Below are 22,320 nucleotides of genomic sequence, written 5' to 3'. Positions count from 1 at the left end.
GTAAAACCTTGCCATAAAAAGATTTTCAAGCCTGTCGGCTGTTGCCTATTGCCTGTTCGCTGCTATAAGTCTTTTACCGAACATGATATGACAAGTCTGTTGCTCAATTAGAAATCTCGTGGCACGTCAAGCAAAAGGTAAAAAGTCATTAAATACGAGGCAGGTTAGAGATGCTAAGGCCACTCAAGCTGTGATTTTAGCAGCAGCCCAAGAAGAGTTTGCCAAGCATGGCCTAACCGCCGCCAGAACAGAAGCAATTGCCGCAAAAACAGGTGTGGCAAAGTCAATGATTTATTACTACTTTAAAGACAAAGAAGGATTATATCAGGCGGTCTTAGAGCGATCGCACTCAGACCTTTTGCAAACCAGTCAACAATTAGATTTGGACGATCTTTCTCCTGAAGTTGCCTTAGAAACATTTCTGGTTGCATTGCTCAATTGTGTATCGCGCAATCCCAATTTACCGTTGATTATGTTTCACGAAGCAGTGCAAAATCAAGGGCTATATTACAGACACAGTAGTTCTTTGAGTATTGACAAAATACTGGTCAAAATTTTAGAGCGAGGAGTCGCCACAGGTAAGTTTCGCAAACTCGATCCCTTGCAGTCAGCGATTAATATTATGGGAACTTGTTTGTTTTACTTTATTGGCATGGGCAATACTCAACATTTTCCTCAAAATATGGGATCGTTGAGTGCAGCAATGTTAGAACAACACTCTCAAGAGGCGATCGCACTAATTTTAGCCGGTGTTAAAAACACTTAATAATTGTCAAGCAACTACTTGCCACCAACCAAAAGCAGGGCCAATAAAACGAATGGTTAGCCATGCTGCAACCATAACACCAATGCCTATCCAAGCACCGCGAGTAGTCCAAGTGACAAATGATTCCGCTTGACTTTTTGAGATGGGAACCCAAGACAAGATGCGAGTTTCTTGTCCGTATGTTTCCCCAAGTGCGGTTTTACGACGTTTTGCTTCACCCATAATCAGCAATTGAAATCAACTGAGGTTTTAACTTTATCTTGCCAGGAATTGTGGTTATAGACAATTGGGGATTGGGGACTGGTGACTGGGGGAGCAGAGAGACAAAGACGAAAAGGGGCAAGGGAGGCAGGGGGAGCATAAAATAACTTTTAATTCCTAACTCCTAACTCCTCACTAAGCACTCACCGCTCCCCAGTTCCCACTCGCCAGTCCCCAACCCCCTAAGCCGAATTTTCCTCATCTGTATTAGAAAACAGACTGGGATCGAGATAGTTAATGCGTGCTAGAGGACTCAAGGCGGCGAGAATTTGAGCGCCGTAGCTGCGGTTAACTACACGACTATCAAGTAAAGCGACAATACCTTGACTTTCTCGCACTGGAGCGATCGCTCTTTGTAATTCATTCAAGGCGGTTGGCAATAAGTATAAACGGAACCAATCTTGATGCGATCGCTTATAACGAGCTACTCTACCAGCTACCAGGGGATTTTCTAAAGATGGTAGCGGCAAAGTCGCAATAATTAACAGTTGGGGTGCAGGCAAGACTCGCTGATGTTCTCGCCAAAATTCCCAACCGCTCACCAAAATACCATTTTCATCTAAACAAGTTTTTTCTACCTGCACCCGCGAACCAAATTCTGAAGCCAAAATTGTCCCGACTTGCGACTTAAGTGGGACATCGCCCACCAAAATCGCGGTTAATCCTGGGGCTGTAGCACTCAGACAAACCAGGGTGCGGACTTTGTGAATAAACGCCGCTTGAAATTCTGGTGTATTGGGTAAGGGTAACTTATAGGGTACATACAATTGAATTGCTTCGGCTTGACTCTCGGAAGAAAATTTCAGGCAAGTTACATCCTCCAAACCCAAACGCTGACGGAAAAGGGGAGCCTCAGTTTCCGGTTCTATAGCACTGCCAATTAAAACTACTGGTTGTCGCTGCCAAATGGGGGAGAGTATTTCCCCTAATTCCATTGGGGCGTAATGTAAAGAAAATAAACCTTGGCGACGGGCAATAGTCGCCCAGAAAAGCGCAGGGGAGGCAGGGGAGGCAGGGGAGGCAAGATTTTCATTGAGGAGTTGAAATTCTTGCCAGAAATGTTTCCAATTATCTGGGAGATTACTGAGGTCTAAAGTATAATAGAGACGATTTAAGATGTCTATTTCTAGCTCAGAAATCAGATAGCACTCATAGGGATTAGCAGGATGCTGAAAAAGTTCGTGTGTCAGTTGTATCCGTGCTTCGCGAATTGCTTCAGCTTGGTTTGGGCAAGCTAGCCTGAGTTGCTCCCAATCATGTGGTTGAATCTCTTGGGTGAGCTGATGACGAACCCAATCTTCGAGATCGTCTACACCATCAAGAATTGTAGGAATACCTGGGGGAAAGCGATCGCCATCAGCTAACTGTCCTTTTAACCAAGCTTCTGGGGAAGTCAACAGTAACCCTTGGAACTGGGCATCAGGCCATGCGTCACCTGTCCTAATCGGTTTGTTGGCTGGTAGCCACTGCTGTAGGCGGGGAATTTCCACCCGCAAGAGAAGTTGTTGCACTGCTTCTTGAGCAACAATAATTACAGGGCCATGCCACATCAGGGCTGATGCTACGAAACTGGTACGATATCGTCCTTGATAGCCACAAACCGCCCCTACTTGAATTAGGGCGCTACGTTCAAGGCGCAAGGCGCGTGCTACCAACCGTGCCATCGTCAAATGATGGGGCCAGGAAGGGAACCCCGCCTGCGATCGCAAAAAGTTATGTAGTGACAAATGAACTTCTGCCTCAATCACACGCTTTTAATCCCATAACAAAGTGACTTTTACGAATCAAGCCCCATTTCTATTATGTTGTCCTTTGTCATTTATCATTTGTCATTTGTCCTCTGTTAGAAAGTTGAGGCAGTCGGTTGGCAGGGTTCCCTTGCTTAAAGGAACTACCGTTGAGCCACTGTGTTCGACAGTTCTTTGGGCTTGTTCACCCTTGGCGTTACCGTAGGATAGCAAGTGGCATCTGAAATATAAGGAAGCCTTAGCTTTTAACTTTGGGCTGTGTCATTTGTTCTTTGTCTAAAAACCAATGACTAATGACTAATGACCAATGACCAATGACCAATGACTAATGACTAATGACTAATGACCCAATCACCAATTACCTAATTATGCCAACCTACACAGGAATTTCCAGCGAAGCCTTCAGGCATCCCTTGGATAGCCAAGCCGAGCAAGCTTTACGTAACTTACCGGGATTTGATTTTTTGGCCCGTAAATTTGTGGAATTTTTCGCTGAACGCCCTCAGTTAGTTTATTTAATGGGCAACACCATCCAAGTCGGGCCGCGCCAATATTCCACCATCTACCAGATTTTTCGGGAATGCGTGCGAGATTTGGACATTTATCCAGAACCCGCACTGTTTGTTGAGCAAAATTCCCAAGCTAATAGCTACGCACTTGGACAAGAGCATCCTTACATAGTCATAAATACAGGGATATTGGACTTACTAAACGAAGTCGAAATTAGGGCGGTGCTAGCCCATGAACTGGGGCACATTAAATGTGGTCATACTATTTTAATCCAAATGGCGATATGGGCGAAGAGTGTAGCTTCTCGGGTTGGTGAATTAACCTTTGGCATTGGTGATTTCGTTAGTCAAGGTTTGTTGCTTGCTTTTTATGAATGGCGACGTAAAGCCGAGCTATCCTCAGATCGCGCCGCTTTATTAGTAATGGATGACTTAAATCCTGTGATGACTACGATGATGAAAATCACAGGCGGTAGTATCAAATATGCTAACGAATGCAGTTTACAAGAATTTATTAAGCAGTCTGAAAATTATCAAGCACTTGATGAAGATGGACTCAACCAAGTGTATAAATTCTTAATGTACACTGGCTTTCAAGGTGCAATGATGACTCATCCTTTTCCTGTAGAACGTTTGCATTACTTACAACAGTGGGCAGTATCAGAAGAATATCAGCAAATTCGCCGAGGAAACTACCAGCGATCGCCCGCCTCCGGAGCTGTAAATGTCCCCGCAGATTCTTCCGAAAATGAAAAAGAAGCTTTGCGCCGTAAAATTGAAGAATTACAACGCGAAATTAACAGAATGAAAAGGCCTGATAATACGTAAGAGGGATTGGGGATTGGGGACTAGGGACTGGGGAAATGATGGAGTTCGGGAAGCAGGGAAGGCTAGGGAGACAAGGAGATGAATTGCGCTAAGTTTTTCCCCTTGTCTGCTTCCTATACGCAATGCCCAGTCCCCAATCACCAGTCCCCAATCCGTATCTGAGCATTAAATTATGTATAGGCATTTTTCAATATGGCAATTCACTTGACAAAACGGCTTTTTGTGTTAATTAATATCTTTGCCTTTATTATCTTTATGCCGGGAATTGCCTTAGCTGCACCCGTTCAACTCAATACTAGTTCTAGTATTATTGTTGCTCATATTAAAGCTGCCAGCGGTTCTACCTTATTTTCAGATACTAATCTGACTCCCCAACAAAGCCAACAACTCCAGGCTGTGCGTCAGAGAAGAAACAAGGAAATTCAGGCAGTGTTAAACTCATCGCAGCGTGCCCAACTTGCTCACAACCTCCGCGCTGGTAACAAGATCAATGAAGCTCTAAAAACACTGAATTTACAACCAGAACAGCAAGAATTAGTGGAGGCAATACTGAAATTTACTAACTTAAAAATGAAGGCTGTTTTATCTCGGCATTCGCTACAAGTAGGTCAGAAATAAAGGGTTGACTTGCAAAGTAAAATTTTTGCGATCGCCACATTTATGGAAACAGTTGACTAATCTGAACTTCAATTTCTGGAAATACAATCAGGGATAACGTTGTATCCTCCTGCAAAATAAATTGTTGATTGTAGCTTTCCAAGCCTGGTTCGCGAAAAACATAAACCTGACGCTGATTCACATCTAAAATCCAGTAGTCAATACTGCTTTAGCATACAAAGGCGCTTTTTGTTTACTATCTGTCTCTAATGTTGTATCCGCCACCTCAATGAGTAAAAATATTTCATTCGGCGCAGGATGATGATTAATGTACTTTCGCGCATCAATTTGGACAACAGCAATGTCTGGTTCAGGTTCCGAATATTGACTTAATTGAATAGGATCTTGGACGCGAACTAGGGCAACTTCTGCTAACAGGTGCTTGAGATAATCAGATGCACATAGGGTTGTGGCTGCGTGTAGGGGATTTTTGGCACTCATGGGGATAACTTGCCCTTCTATGAGTTCTACCCGTTCATAGGCCGTGATAATACCCGTCTCAAGCATCCGGTGATATTCATCTACATTCCATAAGCGGACTCTAGTTTGTGCCATTGTATTTGGTTTGGCGATGCCTACGCCTGCGCTCTCAAAGACAAATATCTCTTACTGCCAACTTTTGCAGCATCTATAATTAATCTTGCCCTATTTAGTTCGTTACCATGTCGGAAGAAGATCTCCGTGCCGCGAGGCTGGAAAAAGTAGACCAGCTAAAGCAGTTAGGCACTAATCCTTACGCCTATCGTTGGGAATCCACCCATCACGCAGCGCAGTTGCAAGAACAATTTGCTGATTTAGCCAGTGGTGAGGAAGTTGATTTAGAAGTTGCGATCGCCGGACGGATTATGGCGCGTCGCGTTTTTGGTAAATTGGCTTTCTTCACCTTGCAGGATGAAACTGGCACAATTCAGCTTTATTTAGAGAAAAATTGCATCCAAGAAGGCATGGCAGATATTGATGCCGATGCGTTCAATCACTTGAAACAACTCACAGATGCAGGTGACATCCTGGGAGCCAAAGGTACTATCAAACGGACTGAAAAGGGCGAGTTATCTGTCTACGTCAAACAATACACCATCCTGACAAAATCTCTGTTGCCCCTACCCGACAAGTGGCATGGATTGACGGATGTTGCCAAGCGCTACCGTCAGCGCTACGTTGACTTGATTGTTAACCCGGAAGTGCGGCAAACTTTCCGCCGTCGTGCTCAAATCACTGCTGGGATTCGTCGCTATTTAGAAGAACGAGATTTTCTGGAAATTGAAACGCCTGTTTTGCAAAGTGAAGCTGGGGGTGCAGATGCACGTCCATTTATCACTTACCACAACACTTTAGAAATGGAGTTGTATCTGCGAATTGCCACAGAACTCCATCTGAAGCGATTAATTGTGGGTGGGTTTGAAAAGGTGTTTGAACTAGGTCGAATTTTTCGCAATGAGGGAATTTCGACTCGACACAATCCCGAATTTACAACTATTGAAATCTACCAAGCCTACGCCGACTACAACGATATGATGGCGCTAACAGAAGAGATTATTACCACTGTTGCCCAAGAGGTACTCGGCACGCTGCAAATTACCTACCAAGGGGAACCTATAGATTTAACACCACCTTGGCGACGAGTCACAATGCACGATTTAGTTAAAGAGGTTACAGGGTTAGATTTCAATTCTTTCCAAACTTTGGAAGAAGCAAAAATAGCAAGTAAAAATGCTGGAATTCCTGATGTAGATGAAGCTCAATCAATTGGTAAGTTACTAAATTTGGCTTTTGAAGAGAAGGTAGAAGCCAATTTAATTCAACCTACCTTTGTAATTGATTATCCTGTAGAAATTTCGCCCCTAGCAAAACCCCACCGTTCTGTGCCTGGGTTGGTGGAAAGATTTGAGTTATTTATAGTAGGGCGAGAAACTGGCAATAGCTTCTCAGAACTTACTGATGCGATCGATCAAAGAGAACGTTTAGAAGCGCAAGCTGCTAGAAAAGCCGCTGGAGATTTAGAGGCGCAAGGTGTAGACGAAGACTTTTTGACAGCTTTGGAATATGGTATGCCGCCTACTGGTGGTTTAGGAATTGGAATCGATCGCTTAGTAATGTTACTAACTGATTCTCCCAGTATTAGAGATGTAATTGCCTTTCCCCTACTCAAGCCTGAAGGCAGCGTTATTAAGCAATTTAGCCACGATGAAAAAACTCAAACACTAACTATTGAATTTGATAGCGGAAGTGTTTACGAGTATTTCAAAGTACCTCCCAGTATCAAGGAAGGCTTAGATAATGCACCATCCAAAGGTCAATATTTTAACAAGTTTATTAAGGGGAAATTTAAGTTTGAACAACTGAGTTGAGACAGTAACTACCATCCAACAGTAGGGTGCGTTATGGCTTTAGCCTAACGCACCATTTTTATGGCTCATTGTTTTCTTACCTAAGTTGCACTTACTCATTGTATATGATATTCCTTTAAAAGAATAATTTAATTGACATTCTTTATAAAGAATATTATGCTGTGAGGTAACAAGTGACTTGGACTTGGGAACTTTATCAAGATGTCAATGGGGAAATCCCCAAAGACTTGCTTGCTTTTTTCATCAGGATGATTCCGGAACAGGAACAACCAGAAAATCCACCAAAACCATTACTGAGTGCTTCCGAAACCAGGCGTCTGCAAGTTAATCTTGGCTACCTGTGTAACAAAGGACTCGCATCACTTACCAGCGACATCTTTGAGAAGTTGGAAGATGACCTGTATGAGTTACGTATGACCAAGAGCGAACATAATCCACGGTTTATTTTAACGGCTGCTACTCCTCAGCGATTCGTGGTGTTGCACGCCTTTATGAAAAAATATGACGACGCTATCAAAGATAGAGACAAAGAACCTGCAAGAGTAAGATTACGTGAATTGCAGCAGAGGAATGATGAAAAAGCCTAATTTTCAAGCTTGGTTGCAGCAAAAGGTAAGCGATGACCCAGAGGTGGTTTTGGCGGGTAAGTTAGAGTACCTGCGCCTTTATCTTACCGATGCTATGCGGGAAATACGTAATAAAGCAGGGTTGACTCAGGCACAGCTAGCAGAAAAGCTGGGAGTGAAGCAAGCAGCGGTGTCTAAATTGGAGTCGGCGTTAAAAGAGCATGAGTTGGAATCAGTGTTGCACTATTTACACGCTTTGGGTGCAGATTTGCTGGTAGCCGTCAAACAAGGGGATGATTTATATCAAGCCAGCGATAACGAAGGTGTATTGCTAGTAGATGTACCAGATGTAGTTTTCCAAAAGGCATTGGCGGCAAACATGAGCGTGCGAGAATATGTACGTGTAGCCGTTGAGAAGTTTTCTACTGAAGATGATGGACTGAGAACAGCTTTGGTAAAATTGCTAGAAAGTGACGATGCAGTAGCAGTGAAAGTGAGAGAACGTTTAGGTTCAAGGACAATTCAAGAAGTTGCGGCTGAGTTGGAAAAATGTTTAAGTCTATCTGAAGAAGAAGATAAGCTTTTTTCTGTGAAAAATCTTTTGGCTGGTAATTTGACAGGTGGAGAAAGTAATCGCGGAAATAGTGATGAAATTGATGAAATTGAGTTGTTGGATTTAGCTGAAGAATTGCTGGAGAGATTGGCAGATATTTAGGCTGGCACAGACTATAGTCTAGCTTGGTGGTATATCTCCAATCTCAAGACGGGGAATTTTACACCCATCACTTAGACTGATAAAATAATCTTAAAAATTCCAGCGACTAACTCCAGTTTTGAGGTCGATCGTTATTTGCAAGCCCAAGAAATTAAACAACAATTAAGATTACTCATACAGGAAGCATCTGCTATAGATCCTGATTTAGCGAAAAGGTTAGAAGAGATAAATCGCTGGGTGAAAGATATCAAACCGGGTTCTTTGACTGCTAAAAAATTTGTCATCCTGTTTTTGCAACAAATACTTCAAGATGCTGAAGTTTGGCTGAGACTTAAATCATTACCTTCTTCAGAAGAGCAGCAATCAGCTTTAACAGTGCTGAATCCAACTTTAAAATATTGGTACGGGTACTTATTTCCTAAATGGTTGAGTGAAAACGACCCTAAATTTTATATCTGGAGACGGAAACTGATGGCGGGAGAGTTCTATCAGGATGATGCCAAATTAATTAACTATATTGCTAATAATATTAAAAATTGTGGCGGGACAATTGTACAACGCTATATTGCAGACCTGTCTATGGCAACTGATATAATTGTTAGCAGTACGCAAGAGAGTCCACTATGTATTCAACTTACTAGCGTCTCAGAGGAGTTTTCTCAAGATAAGTTTGATGAATGGGAAAATACCCTAATTTTTTGGGCAATAGATAGAGGATTATTTTTAAGTTACAATCCCGGTACAACTGATTTTGTGAATCAGATAGTCAACATATTATTATCTAACAGCGATAATCTCAGTATAGGTAGTTATTTAAAATTTAATTTATAGTTTTCGGTCACTTTCATTTACTGGATTTATATAGCTACGTTATTACTTAACAAAGTGAGTCCTTATGGTTCAGGAAAAACAATCTGACCGTCAACAGAGACTAGACAACTTTTTACAAGCTGTAGAAGCTGCTCAAAAAGTGCAGGATGACATCATGAAGTATGGGCTTGAAGCCGCCCATTTATATTGTGATGATGTTGATGGAGATTGGCTAGAAACATGGGGACAAGACGAAGATGACCCGCAAAGTTTTGTAGAATTAGTGACTAATTTCCTGCAAAGTGATGACTTGGTAGCGGTGAGGGTAAGAAAGGAGCTAAAAGATAAATCCCTCCAAGAGATTGCTGTTAAGTTGGAAAGATGTTTGAGTTTATCTGAAGAAAATGATCGTATTTTTGCTGTCAAAAATGTATTAGCGTGTAGTGTGGGCGTTACAGAAAGTAATCGCGAAACTAGTGATGAAATTGAGTTGTTAGATCTAGCTGAGGTATTGCTGAATAAGTTGGCAGATATTCGTAACTTATATTACTCCTAATCAACTTGTTTATAGATATCAAGCAAGACATATATAACGAATCTAACAAATTAGCTAAATACTAAATTAATGATGGAAGAAGAATTAGTAGATTTCTTGCTCAAAATAGTTATACAAATGTCAGAGAGTGATTCTGATACCAAGGTAATTTATCCTTTCTTGCAAGAGAATTTAGATAAACTTAGTTTAAATTTTGCTGAATTGTTGCGTCATTGGACTAAAAATTACTTTGCTGGAGAAAGCTCATACAAGGCGGCTCAAGCAGTAGCAGGTGTTATTGGTAATTTTGGTGTATTAATTGCACAATTTCCACATGGAAACTTAGCTGACAATTTAGATATTGCAATTGCCTGTTGCGAGGTTATTGAAATCATTTTTAATTTTGATAATTTTCCTAAGTTTTGGGCTACATCTAAAATGAATTTGGAAGTGCTTATGGAAAGCGTATCTATGGCGATCAAATAGAGAATTTGGAAAAAGCATTATTAGCTTATCAGGATGCTTTAAAAGTTTACTCTTATGAAGAATTTCCTCTACAGTGGGCAGAAATTCAAAATAATAGGGTTTCTTTTTATATAAAAAAAGCTAGAATTACAAAAATTAAATTTGATTATTGTGAAATATTAGAAAATAATATAATAAAGATTTGTAATTTAGTATCAGATATATTTGAACAAAATAAATCAATTGAAAAATGGACTATTGTAAAAAATACTCTTGCATCTGCTTACTGCGATCTACTGAATAATAATCATTCAGAAAAATGGGATTTAGCAATAAATATTTATAATGAAGTATTAGAAGTAATAAATCAAAATAGTTTTTTTAAAGAGTGGGCATATACTCAAATGAATCTGGGTATTGCATATAATAAAAGAGTTCAGGGAGATCCACAAAAAAATTTGCAATTGGCAGTTAAATCTTGCTATGATTCTTTAAAATTTTATACCCGTGAAAATAATCCATTTGTCTATGCCATACTTCAGAATAACTTGGGTAATGCTTACCGCGACCAAGGTTTAACCACTCTAGCAATAACCCATTATAGATTAGCCCTAGAAATTCGTACACCTGAAATGTATCCTGCTGAAGCAGTTATAACTGCTCACAATCTTGGAAACACTGCTTTTAAATCAGGACTTTGGAAAGAAGCTATTGATGGCTATATTATTGCTATTCAAGCAGTAGAGATTAGCCGTATTTGGGTCAAGTCTGAATCTCGTCGTCAAGAAATCCTCAAAGAAGCCATTGATGTTTATCAAAACATGGTGCAAGCTTGCATCAATGCTGGGCAAATAGAAAAAGCCTTTGAATATTCAGAACGATCGCGCTCCAAACTTCTTGTAGACTTAATGGCAAGCTACAACCTCTTTGAAGGCGAAGAAATCCCCCCAAAAGTTCAAGAATTATTGCAGCAATACGAAGAACTGCAACGGCAAATTGAGCAAGAACGCCAACGGCATAAATCGGAAAATAATCGCAGTGAAACACGTGCTGCGTTTCAAGCTTATAATCAAGCGATCGCCACTTTAGAAAGACAAAAACAACAAGTTTGGGAAAATATCAAACGCGAAGATCCTGTATTAGCTGGAGAAATTCAAGTTAACCCCCTCAGCTTGTCAGAAATTCAAAATCTAATTGACCAACCCAATACAGCTATTCTCAGTTTCTACACTACTAACAACGACATCCATATTTTTGTCGTGCAGCAAAACCAAATTACTCTTCACACCTGCACAGGACAAGGATTAGATACGTTGCAACGCTGGATTGAGCAAAATTGGTTATTGCCTTATAGAGATGAACGCAAAAAATGGGAAACTCAAATTAACAGTGTTCTCCACGAATTAGCTGAACGCCTACAAATATCTGAACTCATATCTCAACATCTTCAAGAAATAGAAGAATTAATTTTAGTACCTCACCTGTTACTCCATCAAATTCCGTTCGCTGCTTTACCTACAGGAGAATACCACGAATATTTAGGAGATAAATTTCTGATTCGTTACAGCCCAAGTTGCCAAATTTTAGAATTCTGTCAACAACGTGGCACTGTAGATAAAATGTCTCTAAAATATGGCACTGTGGAGGATGCAGAAGATAACCTTCCCTGTGCCAGATTTGAAGGGGAAAAACTCGCTCAAATATACAATATTCCACAAGAAAATAGATTAATCGGTAGTAGCCAAGCCACCACTAAGAACTATCGACAATTAGCGCAACAAGTTCAAATACTTCATTCCTGCCACCATGCAGAATCTCGCCTCGATAATCCTTTAGAATCACAATTAAAATTAGCACATGATAGCAGTATCACCTTGGGGCAATTGATGACTCCAAGCTGGCGTTTACCTAAACTTGTAGAAGTATTTTTGTCTTGCTGCGAAACTAATTTGGGTACTCCTTCCTTAACTGATGATATTCTTACTCTTTCCACAGGATTTTTGTGTGCTGGTGCTAGAAGTGTAGTTAGCACTTTGTGGTCAGTTAATGATTTAGCCACAGCATTATTTTCGATTTTTTACTACCAGCAGCGACAAGAAGGTAAAAATCGTCCTCAAGCATTGCAGCAAGCCCAAATAAAACTGCGCGAACTTAATAAAGAGGCACTGCTAAGTAGAGAGGATATAGAAGAATTTTATAGTCAAGTTATCAAAAGGTCGAAAGAAGCGAAAACTAATAGAAACCAGTATTCCAAAGATTCAGCCAACTATTTAGAGTGGGACTGTGAATATAAAAATTACCGTAAAGTGTTGAGTCAAATTTATGACATCAAAAATTCGCCTGAAGAGTTTCCTTTTTCACATCCTCGTTACTGGGCTGCTTTTATTTGTCACGGTTTAAGGTGACAAATCAGTATTGAAATAATTACTCGCTTACTCATCAACCTGATTTGAATTTGGTAAAAATTCAGGATTTAAGGTTTCATCTAAAGTGTAGGGGCAGATTTCTGGAAAAACATTTTCATCTAACTCAGTTTCTCGAATCGCCAAGGCCAAACCTAGTTCATAAACACTGAAGAAAACTCCATCAAGATAGGGTTTCAAACTAGGGCTATCTTGGAAAAGCAGCTTAATTTGAACGCGTTGCTCTCGAATTGTACCCAACCAGCTATTGCTACGTTTTTCTGGTTTAAATTTCCATTTGAGCAAATGTCCTAGTAATACTCCCAACCGATTTCGCAATTCTTGTCGTTCTTTTCTACCCAAAGTTTCAATTTCTTCAATCAAGTTAAGCGTATCTAATTGTTCCCATTGTTGAGTTTTGAGCAAGCTAACCTGCTCTTGCGTCCAAGCATAGAAATCTGTTTCATATAGGTGAGATGTGTACATTTTTTCCAATTTATTTACACCCATATTAAAATGGTGCGTTGCGCTGCGCGACAACACACCCTACTCTTTCTAAGATACAACTAATTACATTCTGAATTCTGAATTCTGAATTCTGAACTAATTCGCTACTTCAGCCAGTTCAATCACCCGCCCTTCATAGTCCTTGACCAAAAAATTTAGGGGCTTTTGGTTACGAATCTTGAATTTCAAACCGCGCACTTCGACTCGCATTAAAATCATTTCCAGACATTCATGGTCAAAGCAAACGTGACGTTGCTGATTTTTGCTACCTAAACTTGCACCAGTAATAACGTGTAGCTGGGTATTTTTCTTCAATTGATACCACAGCCCTTCGCTGGCATTATTCATCGTTTTACTTGAGAAACTCGGCCCGGTAGACATATACAGCGGATCGATTCCAGTTGCACCTATAGTTTGTTCGTAGTTGTAGTAGTAGTGCAAAGGCACTTCAGCTGCTGGCAAATCTAGCAGCCCTTCATACAACTGTCGGGCAATCTCCAAATCTGACACCATCACAGTATGTACTTTTGGCGCACTGGTGAGGAACATCCACATGGCACCAGCGTAAGCCGCCAACAGCATTACCATGATGCCTTGAGTAGAGAAGATGCTATCCAAAGGCAGGGAGGGCAAAAAGGAGGCTAAAGTAAGGGGACTCAAGAGGAACGATATCACGCTAACTGCTATAACCATGAACAAATAAGGATTCTATAAGTGAGAGGCTTTTATGATTGTCAATCAAGACTAAAATTAAGTCCTTGTTTTTAGTTTATCAATATTTAACTAGTCTGAGTCTGAGGCTCAAATTGAGCAACACCAAGATATTATGCGATTAACTACAAGAGTGCAATTGCCAAAATTATTTTTAACAACTATCAATCGCAAGGCTGATGCAAATTCCTTCTTTTCCTGAAGCTAATCACCCCCTGGTTAAGTCGCTGTTTCATCACAGTGACGATGAATTACTGACTCTGTTTCAGCAGTATCCCGATGCTGGCAAGTATTTTACAGTGATTTTTTGCCGCTATAGCCCCATAGTGTATACCTTAATTCGGCATTCGGCGCGATCGCCTGTGCAAGCTGATTATCTGTTTGCCCTTACCTGGCGACATATCTACTACGAACTCGGTGGACTAAATTTAACTCGTCCGCAATCGAGCGAAGAAACGTTAACCATGCAAAATTGGTTAATTAACATGACTGCTTTCTGTATTAACGAGATTAGAGTACCACCCACAGAAGCAATTCACTATTCTCTTGAGGCAACTTCGCCGCCGCTATGGTGCTATGTAGAACAAGCATTAGATCAATTACCTCCGATTCTGCGCTTAATCGTGTTGATGTCTCAAACTTTCCATTGGAGTGACACTAGAATTGCTGCTTATTTGCAAGCAGAAGGAGAAGCGATCGCTCCTAACGAAGTAGCCAATTTTCTCCAGGAAGGCTATCGTATGCTAGAGGACAAATTACCCACAGATATTCGTGCTATCTATCTTGGTGAAGATTTTGCCTAAGTTTAGCTTACGTATAAATACGAGTATTTGTTGTCTTCAATTTAAAATTAAAACTTCACTTTAGACCTTCTACTTAAACCCACAACTCGATGGGTAAGTTTTATGAGACAACAGCTTGTATTCCCAAGGCACAAGGTAGACTTAGTTGATGTAACTGGGATTTTTCGTCGCCAGATACTTTTGCATAGCTTTTTACTATTTACTTTTCTGCTGACTCCTATAGCTGCGGGTGCGGTTGATATTACTGAACAACTCCACCGTCCTTTAAATAGTTCCGTTGGACGACAATCAAGAGATGAAGCAGACAGTTTGCTGCGTATCGGCGAACAACAATATGCCTCAGGATATGCCAACAAAACAATTGCCTCTTGCTTGCAGGCACTAGAACTATATCATTCAATTGGCGACCTGAAAGCCCAAGGTTTGACTTATAATTTGCTTGCTAAGGCTTATATCCAGTTAGGTAGTTTCAAAGAAGCCGAAGATGCTTTACGGCGAGGATTAGCGATCGCTCGTGATACTAAAGACTTTCAATCTCAAATTTTTGTGCTGAATAATATTGCGACATTTTTACTCCAAAAAGGAGAATTTGTGGCTGCTGGCAAAACTGCCCAAGAGGCACTTACAATTGCTCAGAATGTGAAAAATATTGAAGGTCAAGGACTATCTCTGAGTAATTTGGGATTAGTAACAGCGAGGTTGGGAGATTACAACAAGGCAATTAAATTATATGAAAATTCCTTAATTTTTCGGCGTCAAAGTGGTGATGCTATCGGTGAGGCAAACACTTTAAATAATTTAGGTGAGGCTTATCTAGCATCGGGAAATTATCAAGATACCATTGGTAGTTATGGTGCAGCAATGCGGCTTGCTAAAATTAACCGCGATCGCACTAATGAATTACGGGCAATTGATGGTTTAGTTACAGCTCACAGTGCCGTAGGACGCCACGAACGCGCTTTTGACTTATTAGAGGAGCGTTTAATACTCGCCAAAGAATTACAAAATGTGCGAGAAGAATTAAAATCTTTTGAATCCTACGCTCAATTATACGAGCAGTTAGGTAATTACCCAACTGCTCGTAATTTTTACGAAAGAGCGATTATACTGGCGCGAAGATTGGAAGATAGCAAACAAGAAGTGCTATTGCTGGATAAGCTGACAAAAATGCTCAAGAAGTAAGCTAATCGTCATTCATTTTTCCAGAGTGATTCGCTTGTAGTAAGCGGCTCCAGCCCTGGTTTTATGCAACTTAAATGCTCATTAGCTTAGAAATACGACACCGGAAATCTTTTGAAGGAAACACGCAGCAGGGTAGCATACGTATGCTACCCTGCTAAATTTAGAACACCTTGCTTTTATTAATTGAAGAACACTGAACCGTTTTGCTCAATTCTCATAGCACTTCTGCCTTGGGTTGCATCGGTGGCTTCGTTAAATGTAACTTCTAAGCTTCCTGGTTCTGATGAAGCTTGTGGAGTTACCGTCAATTGTCCGCCATCTTCTCGTTGGAATGTCACTGATACTGGTACTGTTACACCTTGGAGTGTGACACCAGATTTACCCGGTAGCGATCGCGGTGCGGTATCGCCGATAACTTGGTAAGTTACATTAGTCGCAGTGTCATTCACTAACCTGATATTAACTCTGCTATTTGTGAGTGCGATTCTAGCGCTAGGGGCTTGTCGTGGTTCTACTGGTACTGTAGCACCTGGTTCTGGTGACACAGGAGCTACTTCTCCCTGAACTGGCGGAACTGTGCGTGGTTGTATGACACCTGGTTGTGATGGTACTGGAGGTTCTTCACCACCCACACCTAATCTTGCTTGATCTGGTGATGGAGTCGCAGGGACGGGAAGAAGTCCTTGGGCTGCTAGTCTTTGAGTTAGGGCATTGGGAGGACATCCTTGGGGTACCACAACGCGAGAGTTATGTGGTTCTTCGTAGAAAATACTAGGACAAGGGTTAACTCGGGGAGTAGATTGTTGTGCAACTGCTTGAGGAACTGCTGGCAGTATAATCAGCAATCCTCCGCAAATAGCACCTAAAAATTCAGCAGATTTGCGAAAAATTGGAAAATTATTAACCATTGTTAACTCCTAGAAAGACTTAGGTTGGCTGATTTGGAAAAATTTTAAATGTAAGAATTTAGGACTTAGAATTCAGAAATTGTCACGGATTTTAGTAAGATAAGTATATTAATTTGGTATGTAATCCTAGTTCTTTAACAACTCCGACTTTTGAATTTTGAGTTCTAAATTCTTGAATAACTTTTTCATTTTGATAATTATTTACGTGTTTTACATCTAACTCTAGACTTGAAAATCATATATTTTTGGACATAAAATTTACTTCTGAAGGCTGAAAAGCTCAACCATTCAAAAACTGTAGACACTTTGATTATTTTTAGTTTAGACATTTTCATATTAGTTAATTTGTCTTGTTTTCCAGATGCTGATAGTAAAAAAGCTAAATATTTACATCTGCCACAAGAAACAATATGGGACTGATATTTGATTGCGTGACAAAACTCACCGTCAACTCAAAAACGCTGATTCCTACTCCGTACAGACGCGATTAATCGCGTCTGTACCACTCCCCGCATAACAAATAAATTAAAAAATCAAAGCAAATTATTGAATTGAGAATTTAAGACTCAAGAGTTATTGGTAAAGTCACAGTGAAGGTGGTGCCAATGCCTTGGGTACTTTCAACTTGAATATGACCCTGGTGATATTCGACAATAGCAGCAGCGATCGCTAATCCCAATCCTGAACCAGTAACGCTGGCTGTAGCTGTATTCCCAGTGCTATGAGTGCGTGCCGGGTCTACCCGATAAAAGCGGTCAAATAAGTGCGGTAGCGCCTCTGGTGGAATTCCAACTCCGGTATCACTGACTATAACTTGCAACTGACCACTGGTGTAACGTCGCCCAGAAACGCGATTTATTCCCTCTATCCGCGCCAATTCTACTTTTACCTGTCCATCTGCTGGTGTGTAATGCAAGGCATTCGCAATCAAATTTGTGAACAGTCGCACCAGTTGATCCCAATTACCCACAAGGGTAAACCAATTTTCTAGTAATTTGGGGCTAGTTTCCGAGACGGGAGGATCAACTAAGTCTAGAGTCAAGGCAATTTGTTTTTCAGGAAATAGCAGTTGTTGTTCTTCAAGGACTTCCATCAACAAAGCGTCCAGCGGACAAGGCGCAAAGGCATCTTTGCTAATACCACTATCTTGTCTTGCTAAAAAGAGTAAATCGTTGACTAACCTACCCAAACGCTGAGTTAAGCGTTCCACCATCTTTAACTGTTGTTGATATTGCACAGAAGTAGTAGTTTCTGTATCTGCTAACTCCAAGTCAGCAAGGGCGACTTGCACATTGGTTTGAATCAAAGTGATGGGACTTCTCAGTTCATGAGAAGCATCAGCAGTAAATTGCTTGAGGCGTTGATAAGACTCACCGACTGGTTCCATAGCTTTACCCGAAAGAAACCAGCCACTTGCTCCCACAGAAACCACCATTAACCCAATACCCAATGCCAAATCAAAAATTAATTGGCGACTGGGCTTAGTAACTTCAAACCAAGGATGGCTAACACGCAGATATCCTAATACTTGCCGCCCCACTTCCACCCGTTGTGTGACTTGCCGCAATAAGAGTGGGGAGTGGGTAGAGACGCGATTAACCGTGTCTGTACGGAATTTATCATCTCCGTCTTTTTGTTTCTCTCCCTTGACTACACGGACGGTTTCACCGGTGCGGTTGGCATGAATGGGAATATTTAAAGGTTCGGATAGCGTTGACCAAACTAATTCACCATTTGGACTAAACCATTCTAGGTCGATGTGGTCATCTTCTACGCTGTCAGCATTCTCAGGAAAACTCGCCTCTACATTCATCAGAAATTTATCAGCGCTGGAATTGACTGGCTCAACTATGAGTCTAGATGCACATGGGTTTGTTGTTAAACATCGCTCTACTATTTCCACTACATGGCTAAGAGTATCGTCAATTCGCTCAATCAGTGTACTGCGGACGTATAAATAAACGCCGCTAGCAAACAGTAGTAGTAATACGGCAGTTACAGCAGTGTACCAAATTGCTAGACGGCGGCGAGTAGCCTGAAACATATTTTTGACTCCATTTTTTTGACTGAATATCCTCACATTACGTATTTATACGGCTAAAGAATAGCTGAATTTTTGACTTTTGGTGATTTTGCTGAGGTTGAATTTTTACTCAAGAATTACACTCTTGTTGCGGTAAATCTGCTTAATCTTATTTTATTCTTTACACGAAAGATAAAAAATTGATTTTCTTTGACTGTTTATATTGAGATTTACTGAAACTGCTGTTAAATGCATCCAAATAAACCAATAAAAAAATTAAATTTTAAATATTTAATAATGATTTATCTCAGATATTAGCAACTTTCAGATAACTTGAATTTCCAGAAATTTTATTGTGATTACCTTGAAAATTTCAATTCAGACAATTATCAATATCTCCCTAATGAGATTCAAAGTCAATGCAAAAATCATTGGAATTTGTTTGTTGTATTCAACAATTTCATTTGAGATTGTATTAATTCAAGTATCTGCGATCGCTCTAGATATAAATAGTAAAAATAATATTGGTTTCATCACCAGTAATCAGTCTAATAAAATAGATAATTCTCAAAGAAAAGCAATTTTAATACAGGCTTTAAAAGATACTAAATCTAATTTAGACAAGCCAAAACAGTTACGCAAATTCACCATAGCTGACGTTATCCCAATTGAAGAATATAAAGACAACCCCCCCAAACCACCTGCAGAAGAGGAAGAAAAACCTCAGCCAGATACAGTTAAACCATCAAATCCAAATGAAGCAAAACCACGCACACTCCAGCAACGAATACTAATAGAAAAACTACGTCGAACAAAAAAAGAACAACAAGTAATCCAAAATAAAATAATTATTGATGCTCTGACTGCAAGTGCTAACAGGTATCCTTGGATTACTAATCCAACAGATAATCTGACTTTTAAACCTCAATTATTTAAGCCAAATAAAGACGAAAATTATATAGATACAGATTTAAGTATCAGATTTTCCGAAGATAATCAGATTATTGAAAAATTTACCTATGGAAAATTTCCTGAATCTGACCAGTTTTACTGGGTTCTCGATAACAATAGATTAGTAATTGAAACCAAAGGTACACAAGCCGGTATTCTTTACCAAGGTAGATCTTCAGAAAATTACAGTACCCAAAATATGACATCAACCCAAGCATTTTGGGGTTTACAATCTCTGAATACTTTACCGATCAATTTTGACGAATTAATCGGTGAAGTTGGAGTTGATAATTTTTCTATAGTTTCTATAGCAGGGCAACTAATTAATCCTGAAGGAGTTCCTGCTGGTAGAGTAATAATTAATAGCGGAGTTAATCCTGAAGATCCTAATGTCACAATTTTAAGAAATCCTACCCCAAATATTGGTAGTGGTTCGACTTTAAGTAATCAAGGTGGCGAAGCTTTATTTGATTTATTAGATGCTACTAATACCCCTCGAATTTTGCAAGCCTTTCCGACTACTAATTTAAAGCCTCTATTAGATGGAGGAAATGTTAGACTTCAACTAGGCGAAATTATTCCTAATTCTGCTCTAGAAGCAGCTGGCATTTTTTGGGGCGATATCTTAACAGGTGAAGGTTTTGGTTTTACTGCTCCTGTTTCTTCATTACCAGGCGTTAAGATTGCCCAGCGAGGTAGATTTGATAATCCTGATTTATTAAATATAGCAGTCAATCCTTACCTAACACAAACTGAAAGAGACTTAAGTTATTTAAATTCTTTATTTTGGGTATCTTTCGGCAAAAGAGACCCGGAATTTGAAGTTGTATCCCAGGCACCACAAAGAACTTCTGATTGGCACAGGTTATACGCTAGCTATCCTCATAACCGCACCATTATTCAATATGACCCGGAAAAAATTAGTGCAAGTTATTCTAATGTTTTTGCTAGTCCGGGATTCTCGATTACAGCTAATTTTAGTGACTTTAATATTGATGGGATACAAACAGTTAATTCTACTTTAGGGCTGGCATTAGGTGGAATTTTTAAATTTATTAAAATAGATAATATTAACGAAAGTTTAAAAGAAGCGCGGGAAAGATTTAAAAACGGAGAAAGCTTTGCTGAATTAAATACAAAGTCTACACCAGATCAAAGAAGACAAATTAATAACAGGCTTAATCGTACTTTAGCTTATTCTAATGCAGCCAGTAACCTGGAACAAGTATCAGGGAATATGACAATTGAGAGTAAAATTACTCCCAAAAATTCTAGTATTTTGACACTGAGAACAGGAAATCACAAACGCGCCGTCCAATTTTTAGGAAGAAAGATTGAACTTTTAGATCCAGGTGATACATTTTTTTCAACCCTTAGGCTTTCTAATGAAAGATTTGGCCCTTTGACTTTCATAGGAAATCAAATTCCTTTGAATAATACAGATATTAATCCCATTAACGAATCTAGTGCTGTTGAAGTTATTCTAACTAATCCCCAAGGCAGACAATTTGTACAAAAATTTAGTTCGGCAGATAATACTATAGTGCCACTTCCAGTCCGGACATTTGATTTGGCATTCGATTATTTTGAACTTACCAGAGTTGACCTCATAGGTGTAAGTTTTGACGGTTTTAATGGTTATCTTTCTTTACCTTCAGTCGAATTATTAGCTGCTGGTTCCAGTGGTGACTTAAACTATAGCGCTAGCTTAGGAACTTGGTTTAATGTAGATGCTCAATCAGCACCAGGAGTTTCTAATAATAATTTAGGGTTACCAGAACCATCTATAGGTATATATGTTAGTGCTTTGGTTAACCAGATTAAAACTCATGTCCAGTTAGATTCAAATAAAAAACCAGTAGCTATCAATACTCACGTACCGTCATTACAAATTAACTGGAATAGTGCATCGAACGCTAATAATCCTTTATCCACTGTCTTAAGTTATTACTTTAATCGTCAACAAAAATATTTAAGCTTTTCTTTAGCGCCTGCGATCGCTTATATTCAAGAAAATAGCAATGGTGAATTGTTAGGCTTGTTTAGTGGTGAACTCAGTACTAGTACGGGTTTGAATATTAATACAAATCTAGAATTCGGTCAAAACTTTTTCTATGAATTAAAGGGTTTACAAAGACTCGGCACAAATTTCTCTCTTGGCGCTTATATTAAAAATTATGCCACGAGAAATGTAGGCTTAAATAGCCGAGTTTCTGGCATAAATTACGGATTAATTTTTAGACACCAGTTTCCAGATAATAATGTTTTTTTAGAATCTCTAATTGGTACGGGCGAAAATGGGTTTGATATGCAAATTAAAGGTGGTTATAGATTTTAGGTAAGATGCCGAAGGTGTATTCAATTTAACGCGAAACGGGCGGTTAGAAACCGCGTCTACACAAACAAAACCCACCTCCGTGGGTTTCAAACCCTTAATTTTCTGTTAGTCCGCGGAGGCCGACTTTGCCTGTGTAGCCGCGAATTCTATTCGCAGGGGCTTAATACTGGATCTAGATTTTTTAATTGCGAATTACGTAAGCGTTGCGTTAGCCACTTTGTGATCTAGAATTTTGATCAAAGAAACTGTTGACGGTGCGTTGCGCTTCGCGACAACGCACCCTACAT

At 39.9% G+C, this 22,320-nt stretch carries 21 protein-coding genes; 13 read left to right on the top strand and 8 right to left on the bottom strand.

Going from position 1 to position 22,320, the window contains the following annotated elements; translation table 11 throughout:
- Window positions 1-118 precede the first annotated feature (118 nt).
- A complete protein-coding gene (locus ACM0OY_RS12855; protein WP_414569237.1) occupies window positions 119-766 on the top strand; it encodes a TetR/AcrR family transcriptional regulator in 648 nt (215 codons plus the stop codon).
- A gap of 6 nt (window positions 767-772) precedes the next feature.
- Here the strand turns inward: ACM0OY_RS12855 and ACM0OY_RS12850 are convergent, their stop codons facing one another.
- Both ACM0OY_RS12850 and ACM0OY_RS12845 read right to left on the bottom strand, forming a co-directional pair.
- Window positions 773-988 carry a DUF2839 domain-containing protein gene (locus ACM0OY_RS12850; protein ID WP_414569236.1) on the bottom strand — a complete coding sequence of 72 codons (216 nt, stop codon included), beginning with the start codon at window positions 986-988 and terminating at the stop codon, window positions 773-775.
- A 221-nt stretch (window positions 989-1,209) separates the two neighbouring features.
- Window positions 1,210-2,775, bottom strand: coding sequence for a helicase C-terminal domain-containing protein (locus ACM0OY_RS12845; RefSeq protein WP_414569235.1), 1,566 nt, complete (start codon window positions 2,773-2,775; stop codon window positions 1,210-1,212).
- A gap of 368 nt (window positions 2,776-3,143) precedes the next feature.
- On the opposite strand from ACM0OY_RS12845, the gene ACM0OY_RS12840 reads away from it, so the two are divergent.
- Together ACM0OY_RS12840 and ACM0OY_RS12835 are read left to right on the top strand one after the other, a co-directional pair.
- Window positions 3,144-4,112 (top strand): M48 family metallopeptidase, encoded by a 969-nt coding sequence (locus tag ACM0OY_RS12840; protein WP_414569259.1) that lies wholly within the window; start codon window positions 3,144-3,146, stop codon window positions 4,110-4,112.
- 192 nt (window positions 4,113-4,304) lie between these two features.
- Window positions 4,305-4,730 carry a hypothetical protein gene (locus tag ACM0OY_RS12835; protein ID WP_414569234.1) on the top strand — a complete coding sequence of 142 codons (426 nt, stop codon included), beginning with the start codon at window positions 4,305-4,307 and terminating at the stop codon, window positions 4,728-4,730.
- 40 nt (window positions 4,731-4,770) lie between these two features.
- Here ACM0OY_RS12835 and ACM0OY_RS12830 read toward each other — a convergent pair whose 3' ends face one another.
- Together ACM0OY_RS12830 and ACM0OY_RS12825 are read right to left on the bottom strand one after the other, a co-directional pair.
- On the bottom strand, window positions 4,771-4,911 hold the full coding sequence (locus tag ACM0OY_RS12830) for a hypothetical protein (protein WP_414569233.1): 141 nt from the start codon (window positions 4,909-4,911) through the stop codon (window positions 4,771-4,773).
- A gap of 2 nt (window positions 4,912-4,913) precedes the next feature.
- Complete coding sequence (locus tag ACM0OY_RS12825; protein WP_414569232.1) at window positions 4,914-5,324, bottom strand: Uma2 family endonuclease; 411 nt, start codon at window positions 5,322-5,324, stop codon at window positions 4,914-4,916.
- 107 nt (window positions 5,325-5,431) lie between these two features.
- Here ACM0OY_RS12825 and lysS point away from each other — a divergent pair, with 107 nt between their 5' ends.
- The 7 genes from lysS (at window position 5,432) to ACM0OY_RS12790 (ending at window position 12,613) form a co-directional block, all read left to right on the top strand.
- Window positions 5,432-7,117, top strand: a complete 1,686-nt coding sequence (gene lysS, locus ACM0OY_RS12820; RefSeq protein ID WP_414569231.1) for a lysine--tRNA ligase — start codon at window positions 5,432-5,434, stop codon at window positions 7,115-7,117.
- 173 nt (window positions 7,118-7,290) lie between these two features.
- Window positions 7,291-7,704, top strand: coding sequence for a type II toxin-antitoxin system RelE/ParE family toxin (locus tag ACM0OY_RS12815; protein WP_414569230.1), 414 nt, complete (start codon window positions 7,291-7,293; stop codon window positions 7,702-7,704).
- On the top strand, window positions 7,688-8,398 hold the full coding sequence (locus tag ACM0OY_RS12810) for a helix-turn-helix domain-containing protein (RefSeq protein WP_414569229.1): 711 nt from the start codon (window positions 7,688-7,690) through the stop codon (window positions 8,396-8,398). The genes ACM0OY_RS12815 and ACM0OY_RS12810 overlap by 17 nt, the downstream gene beginning before the upstream one ends.
- Before the next feature lie 135 nt (window positions 8,399-8,533).
- Window positions 8,534-9,229, top strand: coding sequence for a hypothetical protein (locus tag ACM0OY_RS12805; protein WP_414569228.1), 696 nt, complete (start codon window positions 8,534-8,536; stop codon window positions 9,227-9,229).
- 64 nt (window positions 9,230-9,293) lie between these two features.
- Window positions 9,294-9,764 carry a hypothetical protein gene (locus ACM0OY_RS12800; protein ID WP_414569227.1) on the top strand — a complete coding sequence of 157 codons (471 nt, stop codon included), beginning with the start codon at window positions 9,294-9,296 and terminating at the stop codon, window positions 9,762-9,764.
- Window positions 9,765-9,833: 69 nt separating this feature from the next.
- A complete protein-coding gene (locus ACM0OY_RS12795) occupies window positions 9,834-10,229 on the top strand; it encodes a hypothetical protein (RefSeq protein WP_414569226.1) in 396 nt (131 codons plus the stop codon).
- Between the two features lie 5 nt (window positions 10,230-10,234).
- Window positions 10,235-12,613 (top strand): CHAT domain-containing protein, encoded by a 2,379-nt coding sequence (locus ACM0OY_RS12790; RefSeq protein ID WP_414569225.1) that lies wholly within the window; start codon window positions 10,235-10,237, stop codon window positions 12,611-12,613.
- A gap of 27 nt (window positions 12,614-12,640) precedes the next feature.
- Here ACM0OY_RS12790 and ACM0OY_RS12785 read toward each other — a convergent pair whose 3' ends face one another.
- Both ACM0OY_RS12785 and ACM0OY_RS12780 read right to left on the bottom strand, forming a co-directional pair.
- The gene (locus ACM0OY_RS12785; RefSeq protein WP_414569258.1) at window positions 12,641-13,096 is read right to left on the bottom strand and encodes a DUF29 domain-containing protein; all 456 of its coding nucleotides are present in this window, start codon (window positions 13,094-13,096) and stop codon (window positions 12,641-12,643) included.
- A 117-nt stretch (window positions 13,097-13,213) separates the two neighbouring features.
- The gene (locus ACM0OY_RS12780; RefSeq protein ID WP_414569224.1) at window positions 13,214-13,810 is read right to left on the bottom strand and encodes a glyoxalase-like domain protein; all 597 of its coding nucleotides are present in this window, start codon (window positions 13,808-13,810) and stop codon (window positions 13,214-13,216) included.
- 197 nt (window positions 13,811-14,007) lie between these two features.
- Here ACM0OY_RS12780 and ACM0OY_RS12775 point away from each other — a divergent pair, with 197 nt between their 5' ends.
- Both ACM0OY_RS12775 and ACM0OY_RS12770 read left to right on the top strand, forming a co-directional pair.
- Complete coding sequence (locus tag ACM0OY_RS12775; protein ID WP_414569223.1) at window positions 14,008-14,631, top strand: sigma-70 family RNA polymerase sigma factor; 624 nt, start codon at window positions 14,008-14,010, stop codon at window positions 14,629-14,631.
- 102 nt (window positions 14,632-14,733) lie between these two features.
- Window positions 14,734-15,813: a tetratricopeptide repeat protein gene (locus tag ACM0OY_RS12770; RefSeq protein WP_414569222.1), complete on the top strand. Its 1,080-nt coding sequence runs from the start codon at window positions 14,734-14,736 to the stop codon at window positions 15,811-15,813.
- Window positions 15,814-15,992: 179 nt separating this feature from the next.
- On the opposite strand, the gene ACM0OY_RS12765 is transcribed toward ACM0OY_RS12770, so the two are convergent.
- Window positions 15,993-16,721 carry a hypothetical protein gene (locus ACM0OY_RS12765; protein WP_414569221.1) on the bottom strand — a complete coding sequence of 243 codons (729 nt, stop codon included), beginning with the start codon at window positions 16,719-16,721 and terminating at the stop codon, window positions 15,993-15,995.
- Window positions 16,722-17,280: 559 nt separating this feature from the next.
- Entirely contained in the window at window positions 17,281-18,765 is a 1,485-nt protein-coding gene (locus ACM0OY_RS12760) for a sensor histidine kinase (RefSeq protein WP_414569220.1), read from the bottom strand.
- A gap of 382 nt (window positions 18,766-19,147) precedes the next feature.
- Between ACM0OY_RS12760 and ACM0OY_RS12755 the strand changes: the two genes are divergently transcribed.
- Window positions 19,148-22,033, top strand: coding sequence for a hypothetical protein (locus ACM0OY_RS12755; protein WP_414569219.1), 2,886 nt, complete (start codon window positions 19,148-19,150; stop codon window positions 22,031-22,033).
- The last annotated feature ends 287 nt before the right edge of the window (window positions 22,034-22,320 follow it).

The sequence above is a fragment of the Nostoc sp. CCY 9925 genome, assembly GCF_963920935.1.
Classification (GTDB): domain Bacteria; phylum Cyanobacteriota; class Cyanobacteriia; order Cyanobacteriales; family Nostocaceae; genus Nostoc.
This window is presented reverse-complemented; position numbering and strand designations above follow the sequence as displayed.

Bases quoted from the DNA above. Each gene is read 5' to 3' on its own strand.
- ACM0OY_RS12835 (WP_414569234.1), top strand. From the start codon at position 4,305: ATGGCAATTCACTTGACAAAACGGCTTTTTGTGTTAATTAATATCTTT.
- ACM0OY_RS12755 (WP_414569219.1), top strand. From the start codon at position 19,148: ATGAGATTCAAAGTCAATGCAAAAATCATTGGAATTTGTTTGTTGTAT.
- ACM0OY_RS12840 (WP_414569259.1), top strand. From the start codon at position 3,144: ATGCCAACCTACACAGGAATTTCCAGCGAAGCCTTCAGGCATCCCTTG.
- ACM0OY_RS12785 (WP_414569258.1), bottom strand. From the start codon at position 13,096: ATGTACACATCTCACCTATATGAAACAGATTTCTATGCTTGGACGCAA.
- ACM0OY_RS12795 (WP_414569226.1), top strand. From the start codon at position 9,834: ATGATGGAAGAAGAATTAGTAGATTTCTTGCTCAAAATAGTTATACAA.
- ACM0OY_RS12780 (WP_414569224.1), bottom strand. From the start codon at position 13,810: ATGGTTATAGCAGTTAGCGTGATATCGTTCCTCTTGAGTCCCCTTACT.
- ACM0OY_RS12810 (WP_414569229.1), top strand. From the start codon at position 7,688: ATGATGAAAAAGCCTAATTTTCAAGCTTGGTTGCAGCAAAAGGTAAGC.
- ACM0OY_RS12760 (WP_414569220.1), bottom strand. From the start codon at position 18,765: ATGTTTCAGGCTACTCGCCGCCGTCTAGCAATTTGGTACACTGCTGTA.
- ACM0OY_RS12825 (WP_414569232.1), bottom strand. From the start codon at position 5,324: ATGGCACAAACTAGAGTCCGCTTATGGAATGTAGATGAATATCACCGG.
- lysS (WP_414569231.1), top strand. From the start codon at position 5,432: ATGTCGGAAGAAGATCTCCGTGCCGCGAGGCTGGAAAAAGTAGACCAG.
- ACM0OY_RS12775 (WP_414569223.1), top strand. From the start codon at position 14,008: ATGCAAATTCCTTCTTTTCCTGAAGCTAATCACCCCCTGGTTAAGTCG.
- ACM0OY_RS12800 (WP_414569227.1), top strand. From the start codon at position 9,294: ATGGTTCAGGAAAAACAATCTGACCGTCAACAGAGACTAGACAACTTT.
- ACM0OY_RS12770 (WP_414569222.1), top strand. From the start codon at position 14,734: ATGAGACAACAGCTTGTATTCCCAAGGCACAAGGTAGACTTAGTTGAT.
- ACM0OY_RS12765 (WP_414569221.1), bottom strand. From the start codon at position 16,721: ATGGTTAATAATTTTCCAATTTTTCGCAAATCTGCTGAATTTTTAGGT.
- ACM0OY_RS12850 (WP_414569236.1), bottom strand. From the start codon at position 988: ATGGGTGAAGCAAAACGTCGTAAAACCGCACTTGGGGAAACATACGGA.